The 20,865-nt window shown below is 72.1% G+C and carries 17 protein-coding genes and 1 pseudogene; 9 read left to right on the top strand and 9 right to left on the bottom strand.

The genetic code is table 11. The annotated features are described in order from the left end of the window. Positions 1 to 78: 78 nt before the first annotated feature. Both ABZ192_RS25175 and ABZ192_RS25180 read right to left on the bottom strand, forming a co-directional pair. Positions 79 to 468 (bottom strand): hypothetical protein, encoded by a 390-nt coding sequence (locus ABZ192_RS25175; protein WP_356926708.1) that lies wholly within the window; start codon positions 466 to 468, stop codon positions 79 to 81. A gap of 85 nt (positions 469 to 553) precedes the next feature. Further along, positions 554 to 1,336 (bottom strand): hypothetical protein, encoded by a 783-nt coding sequence (locus ABZ192_RS25180; protein WP_356926709.1) that lies wholly within the window; start codon positions 1,334 to 1,336, stop codon positions 554 to 556. Between the two features lie 544 nt (positions 1,337 to 1,880). Between ABZ192_RS25180 and ABZ192_RS25185 the strand changes: the two genes are divergently transcribed. Then, positions 1,881 to 2,525, top strand: coding sequence for a transglycosylase family protein (locus ABZ192_RS25185; RefSeq protein WP_356926710.1), 645 nt, complete (start codon positions 1,881 to 1,883; stop codon positions 2,523 to 2,525). 89 nt (positions 2,526 to 2,614) lie between these two features. Here ABZ192_RS25185 and ABZ192_RS25190 read toward each other — a convergent pair whose 3' ends face one another. From ABZ192_RS25190 to ABZ192_RS25200, 3 genes are read right to left on the bottom strand one after another with little or no spacing between them, the layout of a single operon-like run. Beyond that, positions 2,615 to 3,274, bottom strand: a complete 660-nt coding sequence (locus ABZ192_RS25190) for an ATP-binding cassette domain-containing protein (protein ID WP_356926711.1) — start codon at positions 3,272 to 3,274, stop codon at positions 2,615 to 2,617. Beyond that, entirely contained in the window at positions 3,271 to 5,976 is a 2,706-nt protein-coding gene (locus ABZ192_RS25195) for an ATP-binding cassette domain-containing protein (RefSeq protein WP_356926712.1), read from the bottom strand. The genes ABZ192_RS25190 and ABZ192_RS25195 overlap by 4 nt, the downstream gene beginning before the upstream one ends. A gap of 9 nt (positions 5,977 to 5,985) precedes the next feature. Beyond that, positions 5,986 to 6,462 (bottom strand): hypothetical protein, encoded by a 477-nt coding sequence (locus ABZ192_RS25200; protein ID WP_356926713.1) that lies wholly within the window; start codon positions 6,460 to 6,462, stop codon positions 5,986 to 5,988. 143 nt (positions 6,463 to 6,605) lie between these two features. Here ABZ192_RS25200 and ABZ192_RS25205 point away from each other — a divergent pair, with 143 nt between their 5' ends. The 3 genes from ABZ192_RS25205 to ABZ192_RS25215 are packed head-to-tail and all read left to right on the top strand — an operon-like array spanning position 6,606 to position 9,510. Further along, entirely contained in the window at positions 6,606 to 7,169 is a 564-nt protein-coding gene (locus tag ABZ192_RS25205) for a hypothetical protein (RefSeq protein ID WP_356926714.1), read from the top strand. Beyond that, positions 7,144 to 8,430 carry an ABC transporter substrate-binding protein gene (locus ABZ192_RS25210; protein ID WP_356926715.1) on the top strand — a complete coding sequence of 429 codons (1,287 nt, stop codon included), beginning with the start codon at positions 7,144 to 7,146 and terminating at the stop codon, positions 8,428 to 8,430. The genes ABZ192_RS25205 and ABZ192_RS25210 overlap by 26 nt, the downstream gene beginning before the upstream one ends. A gap of 39 nt (positions 8,431 to 8,469) precedes the next feature. Next, a complete protein-coding gene (locus ABZ192_RS25215; protein WP_356926716.1) occupies positions 8,470 to 9,510 on the top strand; it encodes a YafY family protein in 1,041 nt (346 codons plus the stop codon). A gap of 43 nt (positions 9,511 to 9,553) precedes the next feature. Here the strand turns inward: ABZ192_RS25215 and ctaD are convergent. Further along, positions 9,554 to 11,080 (bottom strand): annotated as a pseudogene (gene ctaD, locus ABZ192_RS25220) (cytochrome c oxidase subunit I); the annotation flags it as partial. A gap of 430 nt (positions 11,081 to 11,510) precedes the next feature. On the opposite strand from ctaD, the gene ABZ192_RS25225 reads away from it, so the two are divergent. Continuing rightward, a complete protein-coding gene (locus ABZ192_RS25225) occupies positions 11,511 to 11,726 on the top strand; it encodes an I78 family peptidase inhibitor (RefSeq protein ID WP_356926717.1) in 216 nt (71 codons plus the stop codon). A 118-nt stretch (positions 11,727 to 11,844) separates the two neighbouring features. On the opposite strand, the gene ABZ192_RS25230 is transcribed toward ABZ192_RS25225, so the two are convergent. Together ABZ192_RS25230 and ABZ192_RS25235 are read right to left on the bottom strand one after the other, a co-directional pair. Continuing rightward, a complete protein-coding gene (locus tag ABZ192_RS25230) occupies positions 11,845 to 12,834 on the bottom strand; it encodes a phosphatase PAP2 family protein (protein ID WP_356926718.1) in 990 nt (329 codons plus the stop codon). A gap of 227 nt (positions 12,835 to 13,061) precedes the next feature. Beyond that, positions 13,062 to 14,231, bottom strand: coding sequence for a glycosyltransferase family 39 protein (locus ABZ192_RS25235; protein ID WP_356926719.1), 1,170 nt, complete (start codon positions 14,229 to 14,231; stop codon positions 13,062 to 13,064). Positions 14,232 to 14,494: 263 nt separating this feature from the next. On the opposite strand from ABZ192_RS25235, the gene ABZ192_RS25240 reads away from it, so the two are divergent. Together ABZ192_RS25240 and ABZ192_RS25245 are read left to right on the top strand one after the other, a co-directional pair. Beyond that, a complete protein-coding gene (locus ABZ192_RS25240) occupies positions 14,495 to 16,096 on the top strand; it encodes an MFS transporter (RefSeq protein ID WP_356926720.1) in 1,602 nt (533 codons plus the stop codon). Between the two features lie 289 nt (positions 16,097 to 16,385). After that, complete coding sequence (locus ABZ192_RS25245; RefSeq protein WP_356926721.1) at positions 16,386 to 17,576, top strand: acyl-CoA dehydrogenase family protein; 1,191 nt, start codon at positions 16,386 to 16,388, stop codon at positions 17,574 to 17,576. 36 nt (positions 17,577 to 17,612) lie between these two features. Here ABZ192_RS25245 and ABZ192_RS25250 read toward each other — a convergent pair whose 3' ends face one another. After that, positions 17,613 to 18,050: a cell division protein SepF gene (locus tag ABZ192_RS25250; protein ID WP_114251168.1), complete on the bottom strand. Its 438-nt coding sequence runs from the start codon at positions 18,048 to 18,050 to the stop codon at positions 17,613 to 17,615. Between the two features lie 289 nt (positions 18,051 to 18,339). On the opposite strand from ABZ192_RS25250, the gene ABZ192_RS25255 reads away from it, so the two are divergent. Together ABZ192_RS25255 and ABZ192_RS25260 are read left to right on the top strand one after the other, a co-directional pair. Beyond that, on the top strand, positions 18,340 to 19,596 hold the full coding sequence (locus ABZ192_RS25255; protein WP_356926722.1) for a DUF5685 family protein: 1,257 nt from the start codon (positions 18,340 to 18,342) through the stop codon (positions 19,594 to 19,596). Between the two features lie 231 nt (positions 19,597 to 19,827). Next, on the top strand, positions 19,828 to 20,733 hold the full coding sequence (locus ABZ192_RS25260; RefSeq protein ID WP_356926723.1) for a S1 family peptidase: 906 nt from the start codon (positions 19,828 to 19,830) through the stop codon (positions 20,731 to 20,733). The last annotated feature ends 132 nt before the right edge of the window (positions 20,734 to 20,865 follow it).

Genomic DNA, 20,865 nt, shown 5'->3' on the forward strand with positions numbered 1-20,865 from the left:
CATTAACTAACAAAACAACAGCTAAAGGGGGGGGGGGGCGCGCGCCCGCCCCCCCCCTTCCGCTTTTCGGTGCTCGCTTCAGACGCCGCTGCGCCGACCCGGCGGGAGCGCGGCCGGCACGTGGTGCATCCCCGTGCCGTGCGAGCCGATGGTCCCGAGGCGCTGCCACTGCGGCTGCTCTGCGGCGGCATGGCGGGCGCTCTGGGCGCCCGCGCTGTAGGCACTGTAGGAGTTGCTGTGGGAACTGCCGTACGAACCCGTACTGTGCGGGAGGTTCCCGAAGGCGGTGAAGCCGAATTTCTCCTCGCCGCTGCGGTCGCCGGGAAGTGCGCGGAAGGACTTGACGTACTCGGCGTAGAGCGCGTCGTAGATCGGCGTGGCCGATGGGCCGCCCTGGGAGTCCTGAGCCGATCGTGCGGAGGGGATCGACGAGTAGGACTGGCGGCGGGGAACGTCATATGCGTGCACGTATGTCCAAACGACCCCGCGGGTCAGGGGATGCGGCCCCGGTACGGCTTTCGCAGGGGTGCGGGCTGTCCGGGTGACGCGTCGCTCAGGTGCCGGCCAGCGGCAGCGCGGCGGCGACGAGCTTTCCGGTCGCGGCCGCCTTGTCCAGCGCGTCCCGCAGCAGGTCCTCGCGCGGCTGCCGGCCGATCGAGCCGACCGGCGCGGCGAACATCAGCACCTGCTGGTGCTTGTTGGCGGCCGCGCGCCAGCCTTCGGTGACCTGGAGCGGCTGGTGCGCCTGCCACCAGGCCACCGGCTGGCCGCCGTTGCTGCCGGGCTGGAGCACCGCGTGCAGCTGGCCCATGGCGAGCAGCACCGACCAGCCGTGCAGCACCGGCGGTACGGCGGACAGCTCGGTCAGCGGCATGAAGCCCTGCTCGATGAGCAGCGGCAGGAAGTCGTCGCCGGAGCCCGTGGTGCCCGGCCGGGCGATGGGCGCGGTCGGCTCCACCACCAGGGCCGGGTGCAGCTCCCCGGCGATCTGCACGAGTCCGCTGGTCACACCGAGCACCGCCTGCTCGGGCACCACCTTGTCGGGCTCCAGGTCGACGGTGTCGCCGGTGATGGACTTCACGGCGCCCCGGAGCTGTTCCTCGGTGACCTGGACGACCTGCGAGGGCAGGCAGCCGGCGTGGGCGAAGGCGAGGACGGCGGTCTCGTCCCCGATGAACAGGACGGTGCTGGTGCGCTCCTGCTCGGAGTCGCCCGGAGTGCGGCAGGACGTGCAGTCGTAACTGCCCGGAGCGGTCTCTCCGGCGAGCAGGCGGTCGGCTTCTTCGTCGCCGATCTCGGCGCGTACCTCGTCGCTGACGTCGAGCATGCGCGGCACGGGTGGCTCCCTCGGGGATGCGGTGCGTGACAGGGCCGGGTGGCTCCCGGCCCGTGGTCCGGGTGGGTCCCGGCTCATGAAGATGACAACGGGCGATCTGTGGCGAGAGTCACGCCCCAGAGCGAACGGAATCGAACCAACCGGCGCGCAGGGTCACGCTCGACGCGGAATCGCGCACTCACCGTCAACTCGCCGCTTTGTAAAGGAGGTTGAGATGGTGAAGTGGGTCACAGTCTATCGGGGGTGTGGGTCGACATATCAGGAAATCCGGGAATGAAGTGGGTGTCCGGAAATAGCCGTTACCCGAGGTATCGGGGAACTGGCCTGGCACGACGGGCAACCGGTTGATGACGGCCCGTCAACTCCTTAGATTCCTCCGCCGTGTGCAGCGAGCACCGCTCGGGTACGTCCGCCGGCCGCGTGCTTCTCCGGAACCACGCGCAGCACCACACCGGCGGACGGGGCGAGCGCGACCCACGCGCCCCATGGCGCGGGGAGTGGCGTTCCGCCTTGGGGGACCCCGGGTGTTTCGAGAGGGAACTACATGTCCGAATGTGCCGATACCACGCGCGACAACGCTCGGAAGAACCAGGTTCGTACGACGGCGGTCCTCGCCGGCGCGGCACTGCTCGCGCCCCTCGGACTGCTCGCCGCGACCGGAAACGCCGCGGCGGCTGACAGCGGAGTGTGGGACCGCATCGCCCAGTGCGAGAGCGGCGGCAACTGGCACATCAACACCGGCAACGGCTACTACGGCGGACTCCAGTTCGCCCCCTCCACCTGGCGCGCCTACGGCGGCACGGCCTACGCGCCCACCGCCGACCGGGCGAGCAAGTCCCAGCAGATCGCCGTCGCCACCAAGGTCCAGCGCGCCCAGGGATGGGGCGCCTGGCCGACCTGCTCGGCACGTGCCGGGGCGAGCGGCAGCGCACCCGCGGCGTCCGCTGCGGCCGACCCGGTCCCCTCCGTCAAGCCCGCTCCGGCGAAGCCCTCGAAGACACCGGCGCGTTCCACGGCACACCCCGACCGCGGCTCCTCCCGCGGCGACTACACCGTCCGCGCGGGCGACACCCTGAGCGGCGTCGCCGCCCGGCACGGGACCACCTGGCAGCACCTCTACGCCGCCAACAAAGCCGCCATCGGCGGTGATCCCGACATCATCGTGCCCGGCCTGCGCCTCGAACTCTGAGCCGCTCCCCCTCGCCGGGACACGGGCCCCGCCCGGTCGGCCGACCGGACGGGGTCTTCGCGCGCCGGGTCGGCGGGGGAGTTCGCGGATCAGTGGGAGCTCGTGGGCCAGTGGCGGAGCTCTCCCGACTCGCCTGCGAACACGACCCTCCCGCGGCGCAGTTCGTAGACGATCGCGGTCCGCTCCCGCAGGGCGGGCGGCAGGCGCTGCTCGGCGATCACCACGCACGCGTCGAGCGCGCTCAGCAGCCCGTAGGTACGGGCCGCTACCGGCGGCGACATGCCCTGGGCGGGCTCGTCGACGAGCACCACACGCGCGCGTGCCAGCAGCGCCCGGGACAGGGCGAGCATGCGCTGCTCCCCGCCCGAGAGGGTGCCGGCCCGCCGCTCCAGCAGGGACCGCAGCTGCGGATAGGCGTCGAGGGCCGGGCCGTGGTCGGGGGCGGCGAGGTCGAGGTTCTCGCGCACGGTGAGCGAGCCGAACACGGCCTGCCGCTCCGGGACCAGGCACAGCCCGCGCCGGGCCCTCTCGTACGCGGGTACGCGCGTCACGTCGGCGCCGTCCCACACCACCGCTCCGCCCGACAGGGGCACCGCTCCGGCCAGGGCGCGCAGGGCGGTGCTGCGGCCGGAGCCGTTGCGGCCCAGCAGCACGGTCAGGCCCGGGCCGGGGGCGGCGAGGGTGACGCCGTGCAGGGCCTCCAGCGGCCCGTAGCGCACGCGCGCGTGGCGCAGGGAGACGGTGGTCATCGCCCGGCCGCCGTTCCCAGGGCGTCCAGGACCTGCCCGGGCGGGCCGGAGGCGACGATCCGGCCCGCCGTCATCACGTGCACGACGTCGGCGAGGCCGGCGACCAGGTCTACGTCGTGCTCGACGACGAGCAGGGCCGTGCCGTCGGCGGCCAGGGCCCTCAGGACCCGGGTGAGGGCGGCCACTTCGGTGGTGTCGAGGCCGGCGGCGGGCTCGTCGAGCAGCAGGACGCGCGGGGCGCCCGCGAGGGCCCGGGCCAGTTCGACGCGGCGCAGCGTCCCCGTGGGCAGCCCGGCGGCGGGCAAGGCCCGCACCGGCCCGTCGAGACCGAGCAGCCTCAGCGTCCGCTCCACGGCGCCCGGGTCGCTCACCCGGCCCTGCTCGGCGCCCACCCGGACGTTCTCGGCCACGGTCAGCGACGGGAAGACGGCCAGTTGCTGGAAGGTCCGCGCGACACCGAGCCGGGTGCGGGCGTGCGAGGGCAGCGCGGTGATGTCCCGCCCGCCCAGCCGTACCTCGCCACGTGCGGGCCGCAGCGTCCCGGCCACACAGTGGAACAGGGTGCTCTTTCCGGCCCCGTTGGGTCCCACGACCGCGGTGATCCGCCCGGGCAAGACGTCCAGATCGACCCCGTCGAGCGCGGTGAAGCCGCCGTAGTGGGCGTGGAGGCGGCGGGCCGTGAGGAGGGGTGAGGCGGGAGCCGACGGTGGCGAGGTGCCCCGGGAGGCCGGTGGCCGGCTGCGCCGGTCGTAAGCCGTACGTGCTGTCGCCCCTGCCCCTGCCCCTGTCGCCGTCGCCGTCGCCGTCGCGCCCGTCGGCACCGGCGCCGTGCGGGCCGCCCGCCGCTCCACCGGGCGCAGCCGCCCGCGCGCCCGGGCCCCCGCCGGTGTGAGGGCCGGGGCGCGGTGCGGGCGCAGGCGTTCCGCCGCTGTGCGCAGGGCCTCGTACGGGCCGCCGGGGAAGCGGCCCACGAGGGCCGCCAGCACGCCGATCAGGGCCGCCGCCACACCGCCGCGCGTGCCCGCGTCCAGGCCCACCAGGAGGGCCGCGGCGCCGAGGGCACCGAGGGTGCTGTCGGCGCCCAGCACCACGACCGCCGCGAACCACAGCAGACCGCGCACGGGGTCGTAGGCGGCGGGGTCGAAGGCGCGCAGGCCCATGCCGAGCATGCCGCCGCCCAGCGCGGCGAGCGCGGCGCCCGCGACGAAGGCGAGCAGCTTGAGGGACGGCACCCGCACGCCCGCCGCCTGCGCCCCCGCCTCGTGGTCCCGCATGGCCGCGAGGGCCCGGCCCGTCCGCCCCCGGCGCAGCCCGTGCGCCACCAGCAGCGCGAGCGCCAGCAGGAGCAGCTCCAGGAGGTAGTACGCGCGGTCCCCCTCGAAACCCGCCGGGCGGCCCAGCGACAGGCCCGCCGTGGCGTACGGCTGGTCGAAGACGAAGCGGCTCACGCCCACGCCGACGGCGAACGTCGCCAGCGCCAGCGCCAGTCCCCGGCGGCCGATCGCCGGCCAGCCCGTGAGCAGGCCGAGCGGTGCCACCAGGACGACCGCCACCGCGAGGGCCGCCAGCTCCGGCACGGCCGGCAGGCCCGGGAAGCGGCCCGCCGCCAGCAGCGCGGTGAACAGGGCGCCCAGACCCGCGTACGCCGCCTGCCCCAGGGAGATCTGGCCGCCGCGGCCGGTGACCACCACCAGGGACAGCAGGACGACGGCCAGCGCCGGCACCTGGATCGACGTGTGCAGGTCCCGGCCGGCCAGGCCCAGCGGCAGCAGGAACAGCACGGCCGCCACGATCCACGCGCCGGGCGGAGTCGGAACCCGGGCGGTGGCCGTGCGCGGCAGCGCGTCACGCGTGCCCGCACCCGGCAGGACCAGGGCCGCGACCAGCAGGGCGACGACGAACAGGTTCGTGCCGGCCGTCTGCAGCAGCGGCGCACCCCACCCGGACGGATGCAGCCGCGTGAGCTGGCTCTGCGCCACCCCGACGCCCAGCGCCACCACCACCGCGACGGGCAGGCTGCGCATCCGCGCGGCCACCGCGACCGCCACGACCTCCATCACGAGCAGCGACAGCCCGTACGGGTCGAGACGCACGTACGGCGCCAGCAGCACGCCGGTCAGGCCCGCCGTGAAGGAACCGAACGCCCAGCCCGCCGCCGCGACCCGGTCCGCGTCGATGCCGCCCAGCACGGCGAGCTGCCGGTCGTCGACCACGGCCCGCAGCTCCCGTCCGAACCGCGTCCAGCGGACCACCGCCGCGACCCCCGCGGCCAGCATCAGCACCACCGCCAGCTGCCCCCACGGCTCGTCCGCCACCAGCTCCGGCGCGTCGTCCCGCGCCCCCTGCCCCCACAGCAGCGCCGCCCCGCCCACCAGCAGCACGAACACCCCGATGGACGCCACCAGCGTCTGCGCCGGGTCACCGCCGAGAACCGCCAGGGGCCGGAAGACGAACCGTTCCAGTACGACCCCCAGCCCCGGCGCCAGCACCAGCAGCGTCACCGCGGCCGCGAGCCACAGCGGCCAGCCCCACTCGACCACGCACTGCCGCAGCACGTAGGCGCACACCATCGCGATCGCGCCGTGGGCGAAGTTCAGCACCCCGGTCGCGCGGTACGTCACGATCAGGCCGATCCCGGTCAGCGCCGCCGCGCTGCCCACCGCCAGGCCGGCCAGGGTGAGGTCGTACGTCAGCGAGGACATCGCCCGGTCTCAGTCGGTCTCTTCGGCGGGCTCGCAGATCGGGCACGGGCCCAGCTCGCCGCTCGCCACCAGCTTGGAGTCCACCGGAACGGCCTCCGCCTTGCCCGCCACCAGAGGGCAGTCCGCGCGGTGCCACAGCGTGCCGCCCGGCACCATCAGCAGCTCGCCGCTGACCGCGAGGGGCGCGAGCGCGGCCTGCCCTGTCTCATCCTCCTCGGTCGGCTCGGCCGCCACCAGCAGGCCGTACAGCTCCTCCACGCGCGCGGCGGCGATCGCGCCCCGGCCGTGGGCCAGCAGCACCGCGCCGGAGACGATCAGCGCCGCGCCGGGGACCGTGCAGGAGGCGAGGTAGGGCAGCTGCCGTTCGGCGAAGCGCTCCCCGGAGACGCCGTACCAGCCGACGACGCACAGCACCGCCCCGGCGGCCAGCGCCGCCCAGCCCGCCCAGAGGACGGGATGCACGGTCCGCAGTCGCCTTGTCCGCATCGCTGGCTCCCACACGTCGGTTGTCCGGGCACGCGCCTGGCCGCCTGTTCAAGTCCGCCGCTCGCTTGCACTATGCCCCTTGGAAGCTGACCCTGAAAGCACCGGGCGCACATGGCCCGGACCGACACCCGGTGGTGAGCCAGATGGTTCTCGGCAGCGACCTCAGGCGGGGGAACGAGACTCGGGGCCCACGAGCCGCGGGACGGGGTACGGCGATCACGGCCGCCCTGATCCTGGCTCTCGCCCCGGCCCTCGCGGCATGCAGCGACGACAACGGCGGCGGCAGCGGGAACACGCCGCCCACACCGACCGCGGAGCGGACCACGAGCGCTCCGGCCAGCGCTCCGGCGGACCGGGCCGCGGCCGAGACGGAGATCAGGCAGAACTGGCAGAAGTTCTTCGACCCGAAGACCTCGACCGAGGACAAACAGGCCCTCCTGGAGAACGGCGACCGGATGGGTCCCGTCCTCGAGGCCTTCAGCGGTGACGAGCGCGGCGGACAGGTCCAGGCGAAGGTCACCAAGATCGAGTTCACCTCGGCGACCGAGGCGGACGTGACGTACACCCTCACCCTGAAGGGCGCGACCGCCCTGCCGGACGCCTCCGGGACGGCCGTCGAGCAGAACGGCACCTGGAAGCTGTCCGCCAAGACGCTGTGCGCGCTGGTGCAACTGAGCGGCAATGCGTCGCCGGTCCCGGGCTGCTGAGGCCCTCGCCGCGGCGCTGCTGCTCGCCCTGAGCGCGGCCTGCGGCAGCCGGCTCCCCGAGAGGGACTTCGAGCACGACGACCGCACTCCCGCGCCCCGCGACGCCGCGCCCCTGCGGGTCGGCATCATCACCAGCGCCACCAGCCCCGTCGGCGGCGCCGCCTTCACCGGCCCGCGCGACGGGGCCAAGGCCTGGTTCGACCGGCTCAACGCACGCGGGGGCGTCGACGGGCGCCGCGTGGAGGTACGCCTGTGCGACGACGGCGGCAGCGGCGTCGGCAACAACGAGTGCGTGCACCGGCTGGTCGAGGAGGACGAGGTCGTCGCCCTGGTCGCCACCACCGCCCTGGACTACGCGGGGGCCTCCCGCGTCTCCCGCGCGCGCGTCCCCGACATCGGCGGCCAGCCCCTCGGCAGCGCCTACGACACCTACCCGCACCTCTACGGCATCTACGGCAGCCTCGCGCCGCGCAACGGCACCACCGGCTGGGACGGCAAGCTGTACGGCGGCACCGAGGTCTACCGCTACTTCAAGCGCGAGCACGGCGCCCGGACCGCCGCCGTCGTCTCCTACAACCAGTCCGCGTCCGCCGCCTACGCCCGGCTCGTCGCACGGGGCCTGCGCGCCGAGGGCTACAAGGTCGTCACCGAGCAGGTCGACTTCGCCCTGCCCAACTTCCGCGCCGTCGCGGCCGACCTGAAGGAACAGGGCGCCGACCTCGTCTTCGACGCCATCGACAGCCACGGAAACGCCCGGCTGTGCCAGGCCATGGACGAGGTCGGCGCCCGCGTCACCGCCAAAGTGACCAACGTGCAGAACTGGACGTCCACCGTCGCTGAGGCCTACAAGGACGCCCCGCGCTGCCGCAACGCCCTCTGGGCGACCGGCTCCAGCCGCAACTTCGACGACACCGGCCACCCGGCCGTACGGGAGTTCCGCGCGGCGACGAAGGACCTGAAGACGCACTCGCAGTGGCAGCTGGAGGGCTGGGCCGCCGCACGCTGGTTCACCGACGCCGCGCGGTCCTGCGCGAAGACGGGCATCACGCGCACGTGCGTCGACGCCTTCATGAACCGCAGCCAGGGATACACCGCGGGTGGACTGCTCCTGCCCGTCCGGTTCGAGCGGCGCCCCGAGCCGCCCAGGACCCTCCGGACCTGCCTGTCGGTGGCCCGCTGGCAGGACGGCAGGGGCTGGGCCGGTCAGGGGGACATGAACCGCACCTGCTTCGACGTCCCCCAGCTGGGTTACGAGCCTTGAGGACAGTGGCTGTCCGCAAGGGCTGGCAGACTCGCCCCCATGTTGGAGACCTCGGCACGCCTGCTGCGTCTGCTGTCCCTGCTCCAGGCCCACCGCGAGTGGTCCGGCCCCGACCTGGCCGGGCGGCTCGGCGTCAGCGCCCGCACCCTGCGCCGGGACGTGGACCGGCTGCGCGAACTGGGCTACCCGGTCAACGCCAGCCCCGGCACGGGCGGCGGCTACCAGCTGGGCGCGGGCGCCGAGCTGCCGCCGCTGCTCCTGGACGACGACGAGGCCGTCGCCGTGGCGATCGGGCTGCGCACGGCCGCCGGGCAGGGCATCGAGGGCATCGGCGAGACCTCCGTGCGGGCCCTGGCCAAACTGGAACAGGTGCTGCCGAACCGGCTGCGCCGCCGCGTAGGCGCCCTCACCGCCTTCACCGTGCCGATGCTGCGCGGCCCCCTGCCCGACGCCGTCGACCCGGCCGTCCTGACGGAGCTCGCCCACCTGTGCCGGGACGCCGAGCGGCTGCGCTTCGAGTACCGCGGCCACGACGGCACCACCAGCCGCCGCAGTGTCGAACCGCACCGCCTCGTGTGCAGCGAGCGCCGCTGGTACCTCGTCGCCTGGGACCTCGACCGGGAGGACTGGCGCACGTTCCGCGCGGACCGCATCACGCCCAGGCCGCCGCACGGCCCGCGCTTCGAGGCGCGCGAGGCGCCCGCCGAGGACCTCGCCGCCTACGTCTCCCAGGGCGTCTCCACCCGCGCGTACGCCACCCACGCCGTCGTGCGGCTCCTGGCGCCTCTGGAGGAGGCCGCCGCGCACATCTCGCCCAGCGCCGGGGTGCTGGAGGCGGAGGGCCCGGACAGCTGCCTGCTGCGCTGCGGCGCCGGGAGCCTCGACGTGATGGTCATCCACGTGATGATGCTGGGCTTCGAGTTCGAGGTGCTCGAACCCGACGGGCTGATCGAGGCGATCAGGACGGTTCGCGACCGGCTTGATGGCGCTCTGGCTCGGGCTGCGCAGTCACCGCCGCGTACTGCGGATGGTGCAGGTCGAACGCTGGCGACTCCGACCGGATCCGGGGCAGCACCGTGAAGTTGTGCCGGGGCGGCGGGCAGGACGTCGCCCACTCCAGGGAACGGCCGTAGCCCCACGGGTCGTCGACCTCGACCTTCTCGCCGTACCTGGTGGTCTTCCACACGTTGTAGAGGAACGGCAGCGTCGACATGCCGAGCAGGAAAGCGCCGATCGTCGAGACGGTGTTGAGGGCGGTGAACCCGTCCGCGGCGAGGTAGTCGGCGTACCGGCGGGGCATGCCCTCGGCGCCCAGCCAGTGCTGCACCAGGAACGTGGTGTGGAAGCCGGTGAAGAGCGTCCAGAACTGGATCTTGCCGAGCCGCTCGTCGAGCATCTTGCCGGTGAACTTCGGCCACCAGAAGTAGAAGCCGGCGAAGATCGCGAAGACGACGGTGCCGAAGACCACGTAGTGGAAGTGCGCCACCACGAAGTACGTGTCCGTCACATGGAAGTCCAGCGGCGGCGACGCCAGGATCACCCCGGTCAGCCCGCCGAACAGGAACGTCACCAGGAAGCCCGTCGCCCACAGCATCGGCGTCTCGAAGGACAGCGAGCCCTTGATCATCGTGCCGGTCCAGTTGAAGAACTTCACGCCTGTCGGCACCGCGATCAGGAAGCTCATGAAGGAGAAGAACGGCAGCAGCACCGCGCCCGTGGCGAACATGTGGTGCGCCCACACCACCATCGACAGGCCGGTGATCGCCATCGTCGCGCCCACCAGCGTCAGATAGCCGAACATCGGCTTGCGGCTGAAGACCGGGATGATCTCCGTGATGATGCCGAAGAACGGCAGCGCGATGATGTACACCTCGGGATGGCCGAAGAACCAGAACAGGTGCTGCCACAGGATGGCCCCGCCGTTGGTCGCGTCGAAGACCTGCGAGCCGAACCGCCGGTCCGCCTCCAGCACCAGCAGCGCCGCCGCGAGCACCGGGAACGCCATCAGGATCAGGATCGACGTGAACAGGGTGTTCCAGACGAAGATCGGCATCCGGAACATCGTCATGCCGGGGGCGCGCATCCCGATGATGGTGGTGATGAAGTTGACCGCGCCGAGGATCGTGCCGAAGCCGGACAGCGCCAGCCCCATGATCCACAGGTCGGCCCCGATGCCGGGCGTGCGCTCCGCGCTGTTGAGCGGGGCGTAGGCGAACCAGCCGAAGTCGGCCGGTCCGGTGGGCACCAGCAGTGAGCCCAGCACGATCAGGCCGCCGAACAGGAACAGCCAGTACGAGAGCATGTTCAGCCGCGGGAAGGCCACGTCGGGCGCGCCGATCTGCAACGGCATCAGCTCGTTCGCGAAGCCCGCGAAGGTCGGCGTCGCGAACAGCAGCAGCATGATCGTGCCGTGCAGCGTGAACGCCTGGTTGAACTGCTCGTTGGTGATGATCTGCAGCCCGGGGCGGGCCAGCTCGGCGCGCATCAGCAGCGCCATCACTCCGGCGATCAGGAAGAACACGAACGACGTGATCAGATAGAGGTGACCGATCTTCTTGTGGTCCGTCGTGGTCAGCCAGTCCACCACCACCCGCCCGTGCTTCTTCCTCGGCACGGGCCGAACCGTCGCCTGTACGGTCTGCGTCCCCATCGCTCGCTCGCCCCTTCGCTCATCGCGTGCCGGGCCCGCCGAAGCCCGCGCCACACGTACCCGCGAGCTCACGCCATGATGCTCGCGTCACCGAGCGCTCCGACAGGGGGCGTACCGGCCTTTGCGTGCCGAAGCCATGCATTTCCTGTGCGGCGGCGGCTGAGCCGGCCGGGTGCGGCGCCGGAATGGAATGGGGCCCCGAGGTCACTTCTCCCGGAACTTTCCGCCGGGCTTTTCCATGGGCTCATGTGACACGCGGAAATTGCGATCGAATACCTGCGGAAGGCCTAGGAAACCGCTCGTCCGTGTGACGGACAGCTCCCGAAACAGCTGTCGTGATCTTGTGACAGAAGTGTGACAGGGGAGGGACGGGGGCCCGGGTCGCAGGCCCGGACTTCCGCGGTCGCCGGGCACGGCATAGCGTGGCGGCATGGCACCGATTCCGACACCTTCCGCGGAACCCGACGACAGCCCGGACACCTATGTCGGCCTGGACGCCGACCGGGCCGAGCACCTCGCGCGTGAGCGCGGCTGGCCGACGGTGCGCACGCTGCCGCCGGGGGCGATCATCACGATGGAGTACCGCGTGGGCCGGCTGAACTTCGAGGTGAGGGGCGGCCGCGTGGCGCGGGCCTGGAAGGGCTGAGACACGGCGAAGGCCCCGGTTCCGGAGCGGAACCGGGGCCTTCGCCGTGCCCGGACGGGGGGTGCGCACCAGCCCGCCGTCCCTCGGGGCCGGCCGCCTGTCAGGGGTGGGCCGCCCGTCAGGGGCGGGCCGAGGAGGAGGCCGAGCCGCGTGGGTGCCGCTCCGTGTGCGGCGGGCGGCGGCTGCCCGCGGGGGTGGTCGGGGTGCGCTCCGAGCGGGTCGTGTGCGGGCCCGGCGCCAGATAGACCGGGGTCCGGGGGGAGCGGGCCGCGACGTCGTCCCGGTCGGCGGGCGGCGGCGTGACCACCACAGGTGGCGCGCTGACCGGGGCGGCCGTCGCCGCACGCTTCCGGCGGGCCCGCCAGCGGTCGCGCAGGTCGAAGATCCTGTCCTCGGAACGGGCGATCAGCGGCTCGAACCACGGCAGGCCGAGCAGGATCAGCAGTCCCGCGACCCAGCCCAGCAGCACATCGCTCAGCCAGTGCGTACCGAGGTAGACGGTGGCCATCCCGACGCCGAGCGAGGTCACCGCGGACACGGCGGACAACCAGCGCTGCGCTCTCGCGGTGGAGGCCAGGTAGGCCAGGATTCCCCAGGTCACCACGGCGTTGGCGGTGTGACCGCTCGGAAATATATCGCCGCCGCGCCACATCTCGTTCGAGCCGATCACGGTCGCGTAGTGCGGTCCCAGGCGGCCCATGCCGTACTTGGCGGCGCCGACCGTGACGTTCAGCAGGAGCAGCGAGACGCCGAGGGCGAGGAGCGGGCGCAGGGTGTGCTGCCGCCAGGAGCGCCAGCCCAGCCAGGCCGCGACCATCACGGCGGTCGGGCCGCGCTGGCCGAGCACGACGTAGTAGTCGACGAACCAGTGGATCTCCGACCACTGCTGGTACGGCCGGAAGAACATGACCTGCCAGTCGAGCCGCACCAGCCAGGACGTGATGATCACGGCCCACACGATCGCGCCGTAGAAGGCCAGGGTCGCCGCAAAGAGCACGATGCGGTGCCTGCTCATCTTCGGCACATCGATGTGGGCCGGTCGTTCCGGCTCACGGTCCAGCCGGGCGAACACCCGGTCCAGACGGGTGAGCTTCGGTTCGGTACGCACCCAATCGACGTTACAGCGAGTGAGCTCGGATCCCCGTCGAATCAACGGCTTTGTGATGACGATGTGATGTGGGATTCCTCTCAGGAGGAGGTTTATTTCCAGCGAATCCGTAATGGTCGGGCGCTGCGGCCTTCAATTCCTTTGATCATTCCGGAAGCGCGTTTTATTGAGCTTTTGAATTCGTTCACCGGGGCATGGCGTGCAATTCTCCGGGCGCTCACAGCGGGTCAGGGGGGACCGGAGCCGTTCAGCCAGAACGCCCCGTACACCGCCGAGGCGACCGCCACTGACCCGAGCACCAGCGCTGACCTGCGGATACGCAGCCGGGCCAGGGCGAGCGCGAGGGGCAGCAGCAGCGGGAAGGCGGGCATCAGCAGGCGCGGTTTCGAGCCGAAGTAGCTCGACGCGCACAGGGCGAGCGCGGTCACCACCCCGGTGTAGACCAGCAGCGGGAGCGGCTGGCGCTGACGTACGCCGACCACATACAGCCATACGACTGACGCGACCCCGGCGATCAGCCCGGCACCGGCCAGGGCCGAGGGGAACGACGTGAACTTCTCGGCGACGAACCGGGCGAAGGCGTAACCCCCGTCGAAGCCGTTGCGCCAGCCCGCCTGTACGTCGAGATAGCCGAGCGGACCCTTGCCGGTGCGGTGGCCGACCCACAGCACGTATCCGGCGGTGCCGAGGGGGGCGAGCAGCATGCCGAGGAGGCGGCGGGTGCGCAGGCCGACGTCATGGGCTTCACCGGACCGCCGCTCCCGGGCGAAGGAGGCGATGCCCGCGACCCACACCGCGGCCACCACGGCCATCCCGACCGGGCGGGTCAGTCCCGCCAGCGAGGCCAGCGCGCCCGCGGTCGCCCAGCGGCCGGTCAGAACCGCGTACAGCGACCACGCGGCGAGCGCTGTGAACAGGGACTCGCTGTACGCCATCGACTGCACGATCCCGACCGGGAGCACGGCCCACAGCAGCACCGCGCACACACCGGCCCGGCGGCCGTACACATGGTCCGCGACCGCGAAGATCCCCCAGGCCGCGGCGACCGAGGCGACCAGGCCGACCAGGAAACCGCCGTCCGCGTACGACAGCGGGGACACCGCCGCCACCAGCCGCTCCAGCCAGGGCAGCAGCGGGAAGAACGCGAGGTTCGAGTGCACGTCCCCGTTCGCCAGACGCACCTCGTAGCCGTAGCCGAGTTCGGCGACCCTGGTGTACCAGAGCGCGTCCCAGCGAGCGGTCAGCAGCGTGTACGCGCTCTTGTCGCGCGCCGCGCTCCACAGGGCCAGAACGACAAGACCCAGGGCACGGACGGCCACGTACCCGAGCAGCGCCGGGGCCGCCCGGCGCAGCGCCCCGGCGCGGGACGGGGCCGCGCGCGTCTCAAGATCGGTCACGGGGCCGATTATCGACCCGCGCCGGAACCGGCCCGCCGCCCGGGGCGTGGTCGGCACAGAGGGGAGTGGCGTACGCCACATCTTTCCGCCGGACGTGTGAGAGGTCCGCCACTCGGCTCCGGCGCGGACTCGCGTACTCTGACGTGTCACTCGCTTTTCGTTTGCGCGGGCCGGAGACCACCGCTCCTCTCCGGCCGAGTCGCGGGGGCGTCCCCCACCCCGTGAGCCCGCCGATCGCGAGGGAACATCTGGGAGGTACGTACATGTCCGGGACGACCACGGCCGCTGCGCTGCGCCGTCGGGCGGCCGGGGCCGGTGCCAACCGCTGGGTGGTTCTGGTCGTCCTCTGCGTCAGCCTGCTGCTGGTCGCCGTCGACGCCACCGTGCTGCACGTGGCGGTCCCCGCCGTCACCGAGGACCTGAAGCCCGGCGGGATCGAGCTGCTCTGGATCGTCGACGTCTATCCGCTCGTCTGCGCCTCGCTGCTGATCCTCTTCGGCACGCTGGGCGACCGCGTCGGCCGCCGGAGGGTCCTGCTCCTCGGGTACGCGCTGTTCGGTGTCGCCTCCGGCATGGCGGCCCTGGCGGACAACGCCCAGGTACTGATCGTGGCGCGGGCGCTGCTCGGGGTGGGCGGCGCGATGATCATGCCCGCGACCCTGTCGATCCTGCGGCAGGTCTTCCCGGATCGCCGCGAGCGGGCGCTCGCGATCGGCATCTGGAGCGCCGTGGCCGCGGTGGGCGCGGCGGTCGGGCCGCTGCTCGGCGGCTTCCTGCTGGAGCACTTCTGGTGGGGCTCGGTGTTCCTCGTCAACATCCCGTTGATGCTGGTCAGCCTCCCGGTGGGGCGACTGCTGCTGCCCGAGTCCAAGGGCGACGGCGAAGGACCCTGGGACGTGGTCGGCGCGCTGATGGCGGCGATCGGGCTGTTCGGGGTGGTGCTGGGCGTCAAGCGGCTCGGCGGCGGGGAGTCGGTGGGGAGCCTGCTCACCGTGCTGCCGCTGGTGGTGGGCGCGGCGCTGCTGGTCGCGTTCGTACGGCGCCAGCGGCGGCGGACGCATCCCCTGGTCGACCTCGGGATGTTCGCGCGGCCGGCGTTCAGCACGGCCGTCGGGTGCATCGTGCTGGCGATGCTCGCGCTGGTCGGACTGGAACTGATCGCCGCGCAGTACCTCCAGCTGGTGCTCGGGCTGTCGCCGCTGGAGACGGGGCTGCGGCTGCTGCCGCTGACGTTCGCCGCGATGGCGGCCGGGCTGGCCGGGGCGCGGATGCTGCGGCGGTTCGGGCCGCGGCGGATGGTGTGCTTCGGGTTCTGTCTGACGGCGTTCGCGGTGGTGCTGCTGACGGCGCTGGGCCGGACGGACGACTGTGCGCTGATGCTGACCGGCTTCGTGCTGCTCGGCTTCGGGCTGGAGACGACGCTGTTCGGGGCGTACGAGTCGATGCTGAGCGAGGCGCCGCAGGACCAGGCCGGTGGGGCGGCGGCGATCGGGGAGACGTCGTACCAGCTGGGGGCGGGGATCGGGATCGCCCTGCTCGGCACGGTGATGAACGCGGCGTACGCGCCCGGGTTGTCGGGTGTGCCGGGGGTGCCGGAGTCGGCGTCCTCCTCGGCGGGGCATTCGCTGGGGGAGGCGTACGAGGTTGCTGCGCAGCTGGGCGGGGTTGCAGGGGTTGCCCTGCGTCATGCCGCCCGGGATGCGTTTGTGCACGGGCTGCATGTGACGTTGCTGGTGAGTGCGGGGTTGTTGCTGCTGGGGGCGGGGATGGCGTTGCGGTTGCCGCGGGTCATGCAGTGTGAGGGGGAGGGTGCGGTGGAGTTGCCCGCACCCAGGGACGCTGCGGAGTCGCGCGTCTCGGTGTGACGTCTTGTCGCCCACCCACGCGCCACCCGTATCTGCCGATTGAGGGGTGGAGGTCGCCCGTGGGGGTGGAGCGCCGTCGGCGGCTTGCGGTGGTCGGGGCGCGTGTGGTGAGGGGACGTCTGGGCGGCCGGGTGGAAACTGCCGGATGACGCTGCGGTCGCCGACGGCGCCGCACCCCCACGGGCGACCTCCGCCTTTTCAGTTGGCGGCTTCGGGTGGTGCGTGGGTGGGTGGAGGTCGTAGCGTCTTGGCTAGCAGTGCTAGTTAAAGAGTTTCGGAGGGTGTTCGCATGTCCGAGTCGTCCAAGCTTCCTCCCTTCGACCCCGCCGACCCCCTCGGGCTGGACGAACTCCTGGCGCCGGAGGATCTCGGGATCAGGGACACCGTGCGGGCCTGGGCCGCGGACCGGGTGCTGCCGCATGTCGCCGAGTGGTACGAGAAGGGGGAGCTGCCGGGGATCCGGGAACTCGCCCGGGAGCTGGGAGAGCTCGGTGCCCTGGGGATGTCCCTGCACGGCTACGGGTGCGCCGGCGCGTCCGCCGTGCAGTACGGGCTCGCCTGTCTGGAGCTGGAGGCCGCCGACTCCGGGATCCGCTCCCTCGTCTCCGTGCAGGGCTCCCTCGCCATGTACGCCGTCCACCGCTTCGGCAGCGAAGCGCAGAAGCAGCAGTGGCTGCCCCGCATGGCCTCCGGCGAGGTCATCGGCTGCTTCGGACTGACCGAGCCCGACCACGGATCCGACCCTGCCTCCATGCGGACGTACGCCAAGCGCGACGGCACCGACTGGATCCTCAACGGCCGCAAGATGTGGATCACGAACGGTTCGGTCGCCGGCGTCGCCGTCGTGTGGGCGCAGACCGACGACGGGATCCGCGGGTTCGTCGTGCCGACGGACAGCGCCGGGTTCTCCGCCCCCGAGATCAAGCACAAGTGGTCCCTCAGGGCCTCCGTCACCAGCGAACTCGTCCTCGACGACGTACGGCTGCCCGCCGACGCCGTACTCACGGAAGGCGCCGGCCTGCGCGGACCGCTCAGCTGTCTGTCGCACGCACGGTACGGGATCGTCTGGGGCGCCATGGGTGCGGCGCGCAGCTGCTTCGAGGCCGCGGTCGACTACGCGAAGTCGCGGGAACAGTTCGGACGGCCCATCGGCGGCTTCCAGCTCACCCAGGCCAAACTCGCCGACATGGCGGTCGAACTGCACAAGGGAATTCTGCTCGCCCATCACCTGGGGCGGCGCATGGACGCCGGCCGCCTGCGTCCCGAGCAGGTCAGCTTCGGCAAGCTCAACAACGTACGAGAAGCGATCGAGATCTGCCGCACGGCCCGCACCATTCTCGGCGCCAACGGGATCTCGCTCGAATACCCCGTTATGCGGCACGCGACCAACCTCGAGTCGGTGCTCACCTACGAGGGCACCGTCGAGATGCACCAGCTCGTGCTGGGCAAGGCGCTCACCGGACTCGACGCCTTCCGGTGAACCCCGCGCGGGGCAGGGCCGGTGAGCGGCCCTGCCTCAGCTCTGGTTGAAGAAGCCGTCCGTGCGGTGCGCGGCCGGATCGCCGTTCACGATCTCCGTGTTGGCGGGGGTCAGCAGGAACACCCGGGTCGACACCCGCTCGATCGAACCGCGCAGGCCGAAGATCAGCCCGGCCGCGAAGTCGACCACGCGCTTGGCGTCGCCGGCGTCCATGGCCGTGAGGTTCATGATGACCGGCACGCCCTCGCGGAACAGCTCGCCGATGGCGCGCGCGTCCCGGAAGCTGTCCGGGGTCACGGTGCCGATGCGGCGCCCCTTCTCCTCGGCGACGTCCGAGGCCACCTTGACGCGCGGATCGGTGACCCAGGCCTCCCCGGGCTCGGTCCCGTCGGAGTAGTCGTCGTCGTAGTAACGCTCGTCTTCGTTGTCGTCGACGAGGCCAAGCCAGGCACTTGCCTTGCGTACCGATCCCATGGACGCCTCCTCTCACAGCGGTCTTTCTGCTTTCCGCATCCCTATGGTCGTCCATGATGCGGATGGCGCGCCAAGTGGATAGACGCCGCACGGGGGGTTTGTGACGGTACTGGTGCACAGCGAATCCGTCGAGAGTCCGTGTTTCCCAAGGGCCTTGTCGTAAACGACTGCTGACTGTGAGTGAAATATGATTCTTCACGGCGTACGGGTGATGAGCGGTGCGTACGGGTGAACGCGATGGCCGATACCATGCGGCGCCAAACGTCGTACGGAGCACGGGGGAACATCGATGTTCGGAATGGTCAGGCCCTGTCGGCACCGGCTCGGGGAGAACCTCACGGCCCAGTGGATGGCGCATTTGTGCGGGCTGTGTCTCGCGCTGCGCCGGGACCACGGGCAGCTCGCGCGCATCGTGACGAACTACGACGCGCTTCTCGTCTCCGTGTTGACGGAGGCTCAGTCGGGGCCGACGAGCGGCACCTCGAGCAGCACGCCGAAGGGTGTGGGCCGGCGTACGGCGGGGCCGTGTCCGCTGCGCGGGATGCGTACCGCGTCCGTCGCGCACGATGAGGGAGCGCGGCTCGCGGCGGCCGTGTCGCTGGTGCTCGCCTCCGCCAAGGTGCGCGACCACGTCGCCGACGGCGACGGGCTGCTGGCCCGCGCGCCGGTCGCGCGCGCCGCGCGCCGGATCGCCGCGGGCTGGGACCGCGCCGGGGCGCGCACCGGCTCCGCCGTCGGGTTCGACACGGCCGTCCTGGTCGACGCCGTGGACCGGCAGAGCGGCATCGAGACGCTCGCCGGGCCCGGTACGCCGATCCTGACGGTCACCGAACCGACCGAGACCGCGACCGCCGCCGCCTTCGCGCACACGGCCGTCCTCGCCGGCCGGCCGCACAACGCCGGGCCGCTCGCCGAGGCCGGACGGCTCTTCGGGCGGCTGGCCCACCTCCTGGACGCCGTGGAGGACCTGTACGCTGACGAGGCGTCAGGTGCCTGGAACCCGATCGCCGCGACCGGTACCTCCCTCGCGGAGGCTCGGCGGCTCGCCGACGACGCGGTGCAGGGGGTGCGGCTCGCGCTGCGCGACGCCGAGTTCGCCGACGCGAAGCTCGTGCATCTGCTGTTCGTGCACGAACTGCGGCGCTCGGTGGACCGGGCGTTCGGCACGGTGCCGGCGTGCGCCTCACACCAGGGCGGACCGTACGGACAGCAGCCGCATCAGGGGCCGTACGGCCAGGGGGCGCATGGGCCGCACGGGCCGCATGGCTCTGGGCAGGACCCGTATGCGGGCGGTGGCGGGAACCCGTTCGCAGGTGGGGGAGGGTACGGCGGCGGTGGGCTCGGCGGTGGTGCGCCGGTGCCCCAGCCGCCCCAGGGGCGGCGCGGGTTCTGGGCCGGCTGCGGGATGTTCTGGCTGCTGTGCTGCACTTGCAAGCTGTGCTGTGCCAAGGAGTACGAGGGGCCGTGGTCCCGCAAGAGGCGCGAGGGCTGCTGCCGCGATTGCGACTGCGACGGATGCGACTGCTGCTGCCCCTGCGACGGCTGACCCGCCGACTGCTGCTGCCCTTGCGACGGCTGACTCCACCGTGACCGGTGGTTCAGAAGGGCACGGCCGAAAGGCCCTCTTGCGCCTACCGGCCGTTCGGCCGAATACTCCCCCCACAGCGCTTGTCAGGGGCACGGCGGATTCGGAATCCGGCCTGCCTCGCCCCGGACTGCGCCTCACGGGCCCGAAACCCCACGAGGGCCCCCGACTTCCTTTGTGGAGGAACGAAAAGTGAGGATCAAGCGCACCACCCCCCGCAGCGGCATTTCGAGACGGACCCGGCTGATCGCCGTTTCCACCGGCCTCGTCGCCGCCGCAGCGATCGCGATCCCCAGCGCGAACGCGTCCGACACCCCCGCCACCTTCAGCGCCACCGAGCTCAAGAGCGCCAGCGGCTCGATCCTGAAGGCCGACATCCCGGGCACCGCCTGGGCCGTCGACAGCAAGACCAACCGCGTGCTTCTGACCGTCGACAGCACGGTCAGCCAGGCCGAGATAGCGAAGATCAAGCAGCAGGCCGGCGCCAACGCCGACGCGCTCACGATCAAGCGCACCCCCGGCAAGTTCAACAAGCTGATCCAGGGCGGCGACGCCATCTATGCGAGTAGCTGGCGCTGCTCCCTCGGCTTCAACGTCCGTGCCAGCAACGGCACCGAATACTTCCTGACCGCCGGTCACTGCACCGACGGCGCGGGCACCTGGTACTCCAACTCCGGTCGCACCACGGTCATCGGCTCGACCGCCGGCTCCAGCTTCCCGGGCAACGACTACGGCCTCGTCCGCTACAGCGGCTCCGTCAGCCGTCCCGGCACCGCGAACGGCGTGGACATCACGCGCGCGGCCACCCCGAGCGTGGGCACCACCGTCATCCGCGACGGCTCCACGACCGGTACGCACAGCGGCCGGGTCACCGCCCTCAACGCCACCGTCAACTACGGGGGCGGGGACATCGTCTCCGGCCTGATCCAGACCACCGTCTGCGCCGAGCCCGGTGACTCCGGCGGTTCGCTCTACGGCAGCAACGGCGTCGCGTACGGTCTGACCTCCGGCGGCAGCGGTAACTGCTCCTCCGGTGGTACGACGTTCTTCCAGCCCGTCACGGAGGCCCTGAGCGCCTACGGGGTCAGCGTGTACTAAGCCCCTCGGCAGGCCCCCGGGAGGTCGCCGGCAGGCCCCCGGCGGCAGTTCGCGGCGCTTCGAAGCCCCCGCACGCATCGCGTGCGGGGGCTTTCGTGTGGTGTTCGGGCGCTTCTCCGAACCGGCTGGCGT

This window comes from Streptomyces sp. NPDC006235 (assembly GCF_040613735.1).
Taxonomy (GTDB): Bacteria; Actinomycetota; Actinomycetes; order Streptomycetales; family Streptomycetaceae; genus Streptomyces.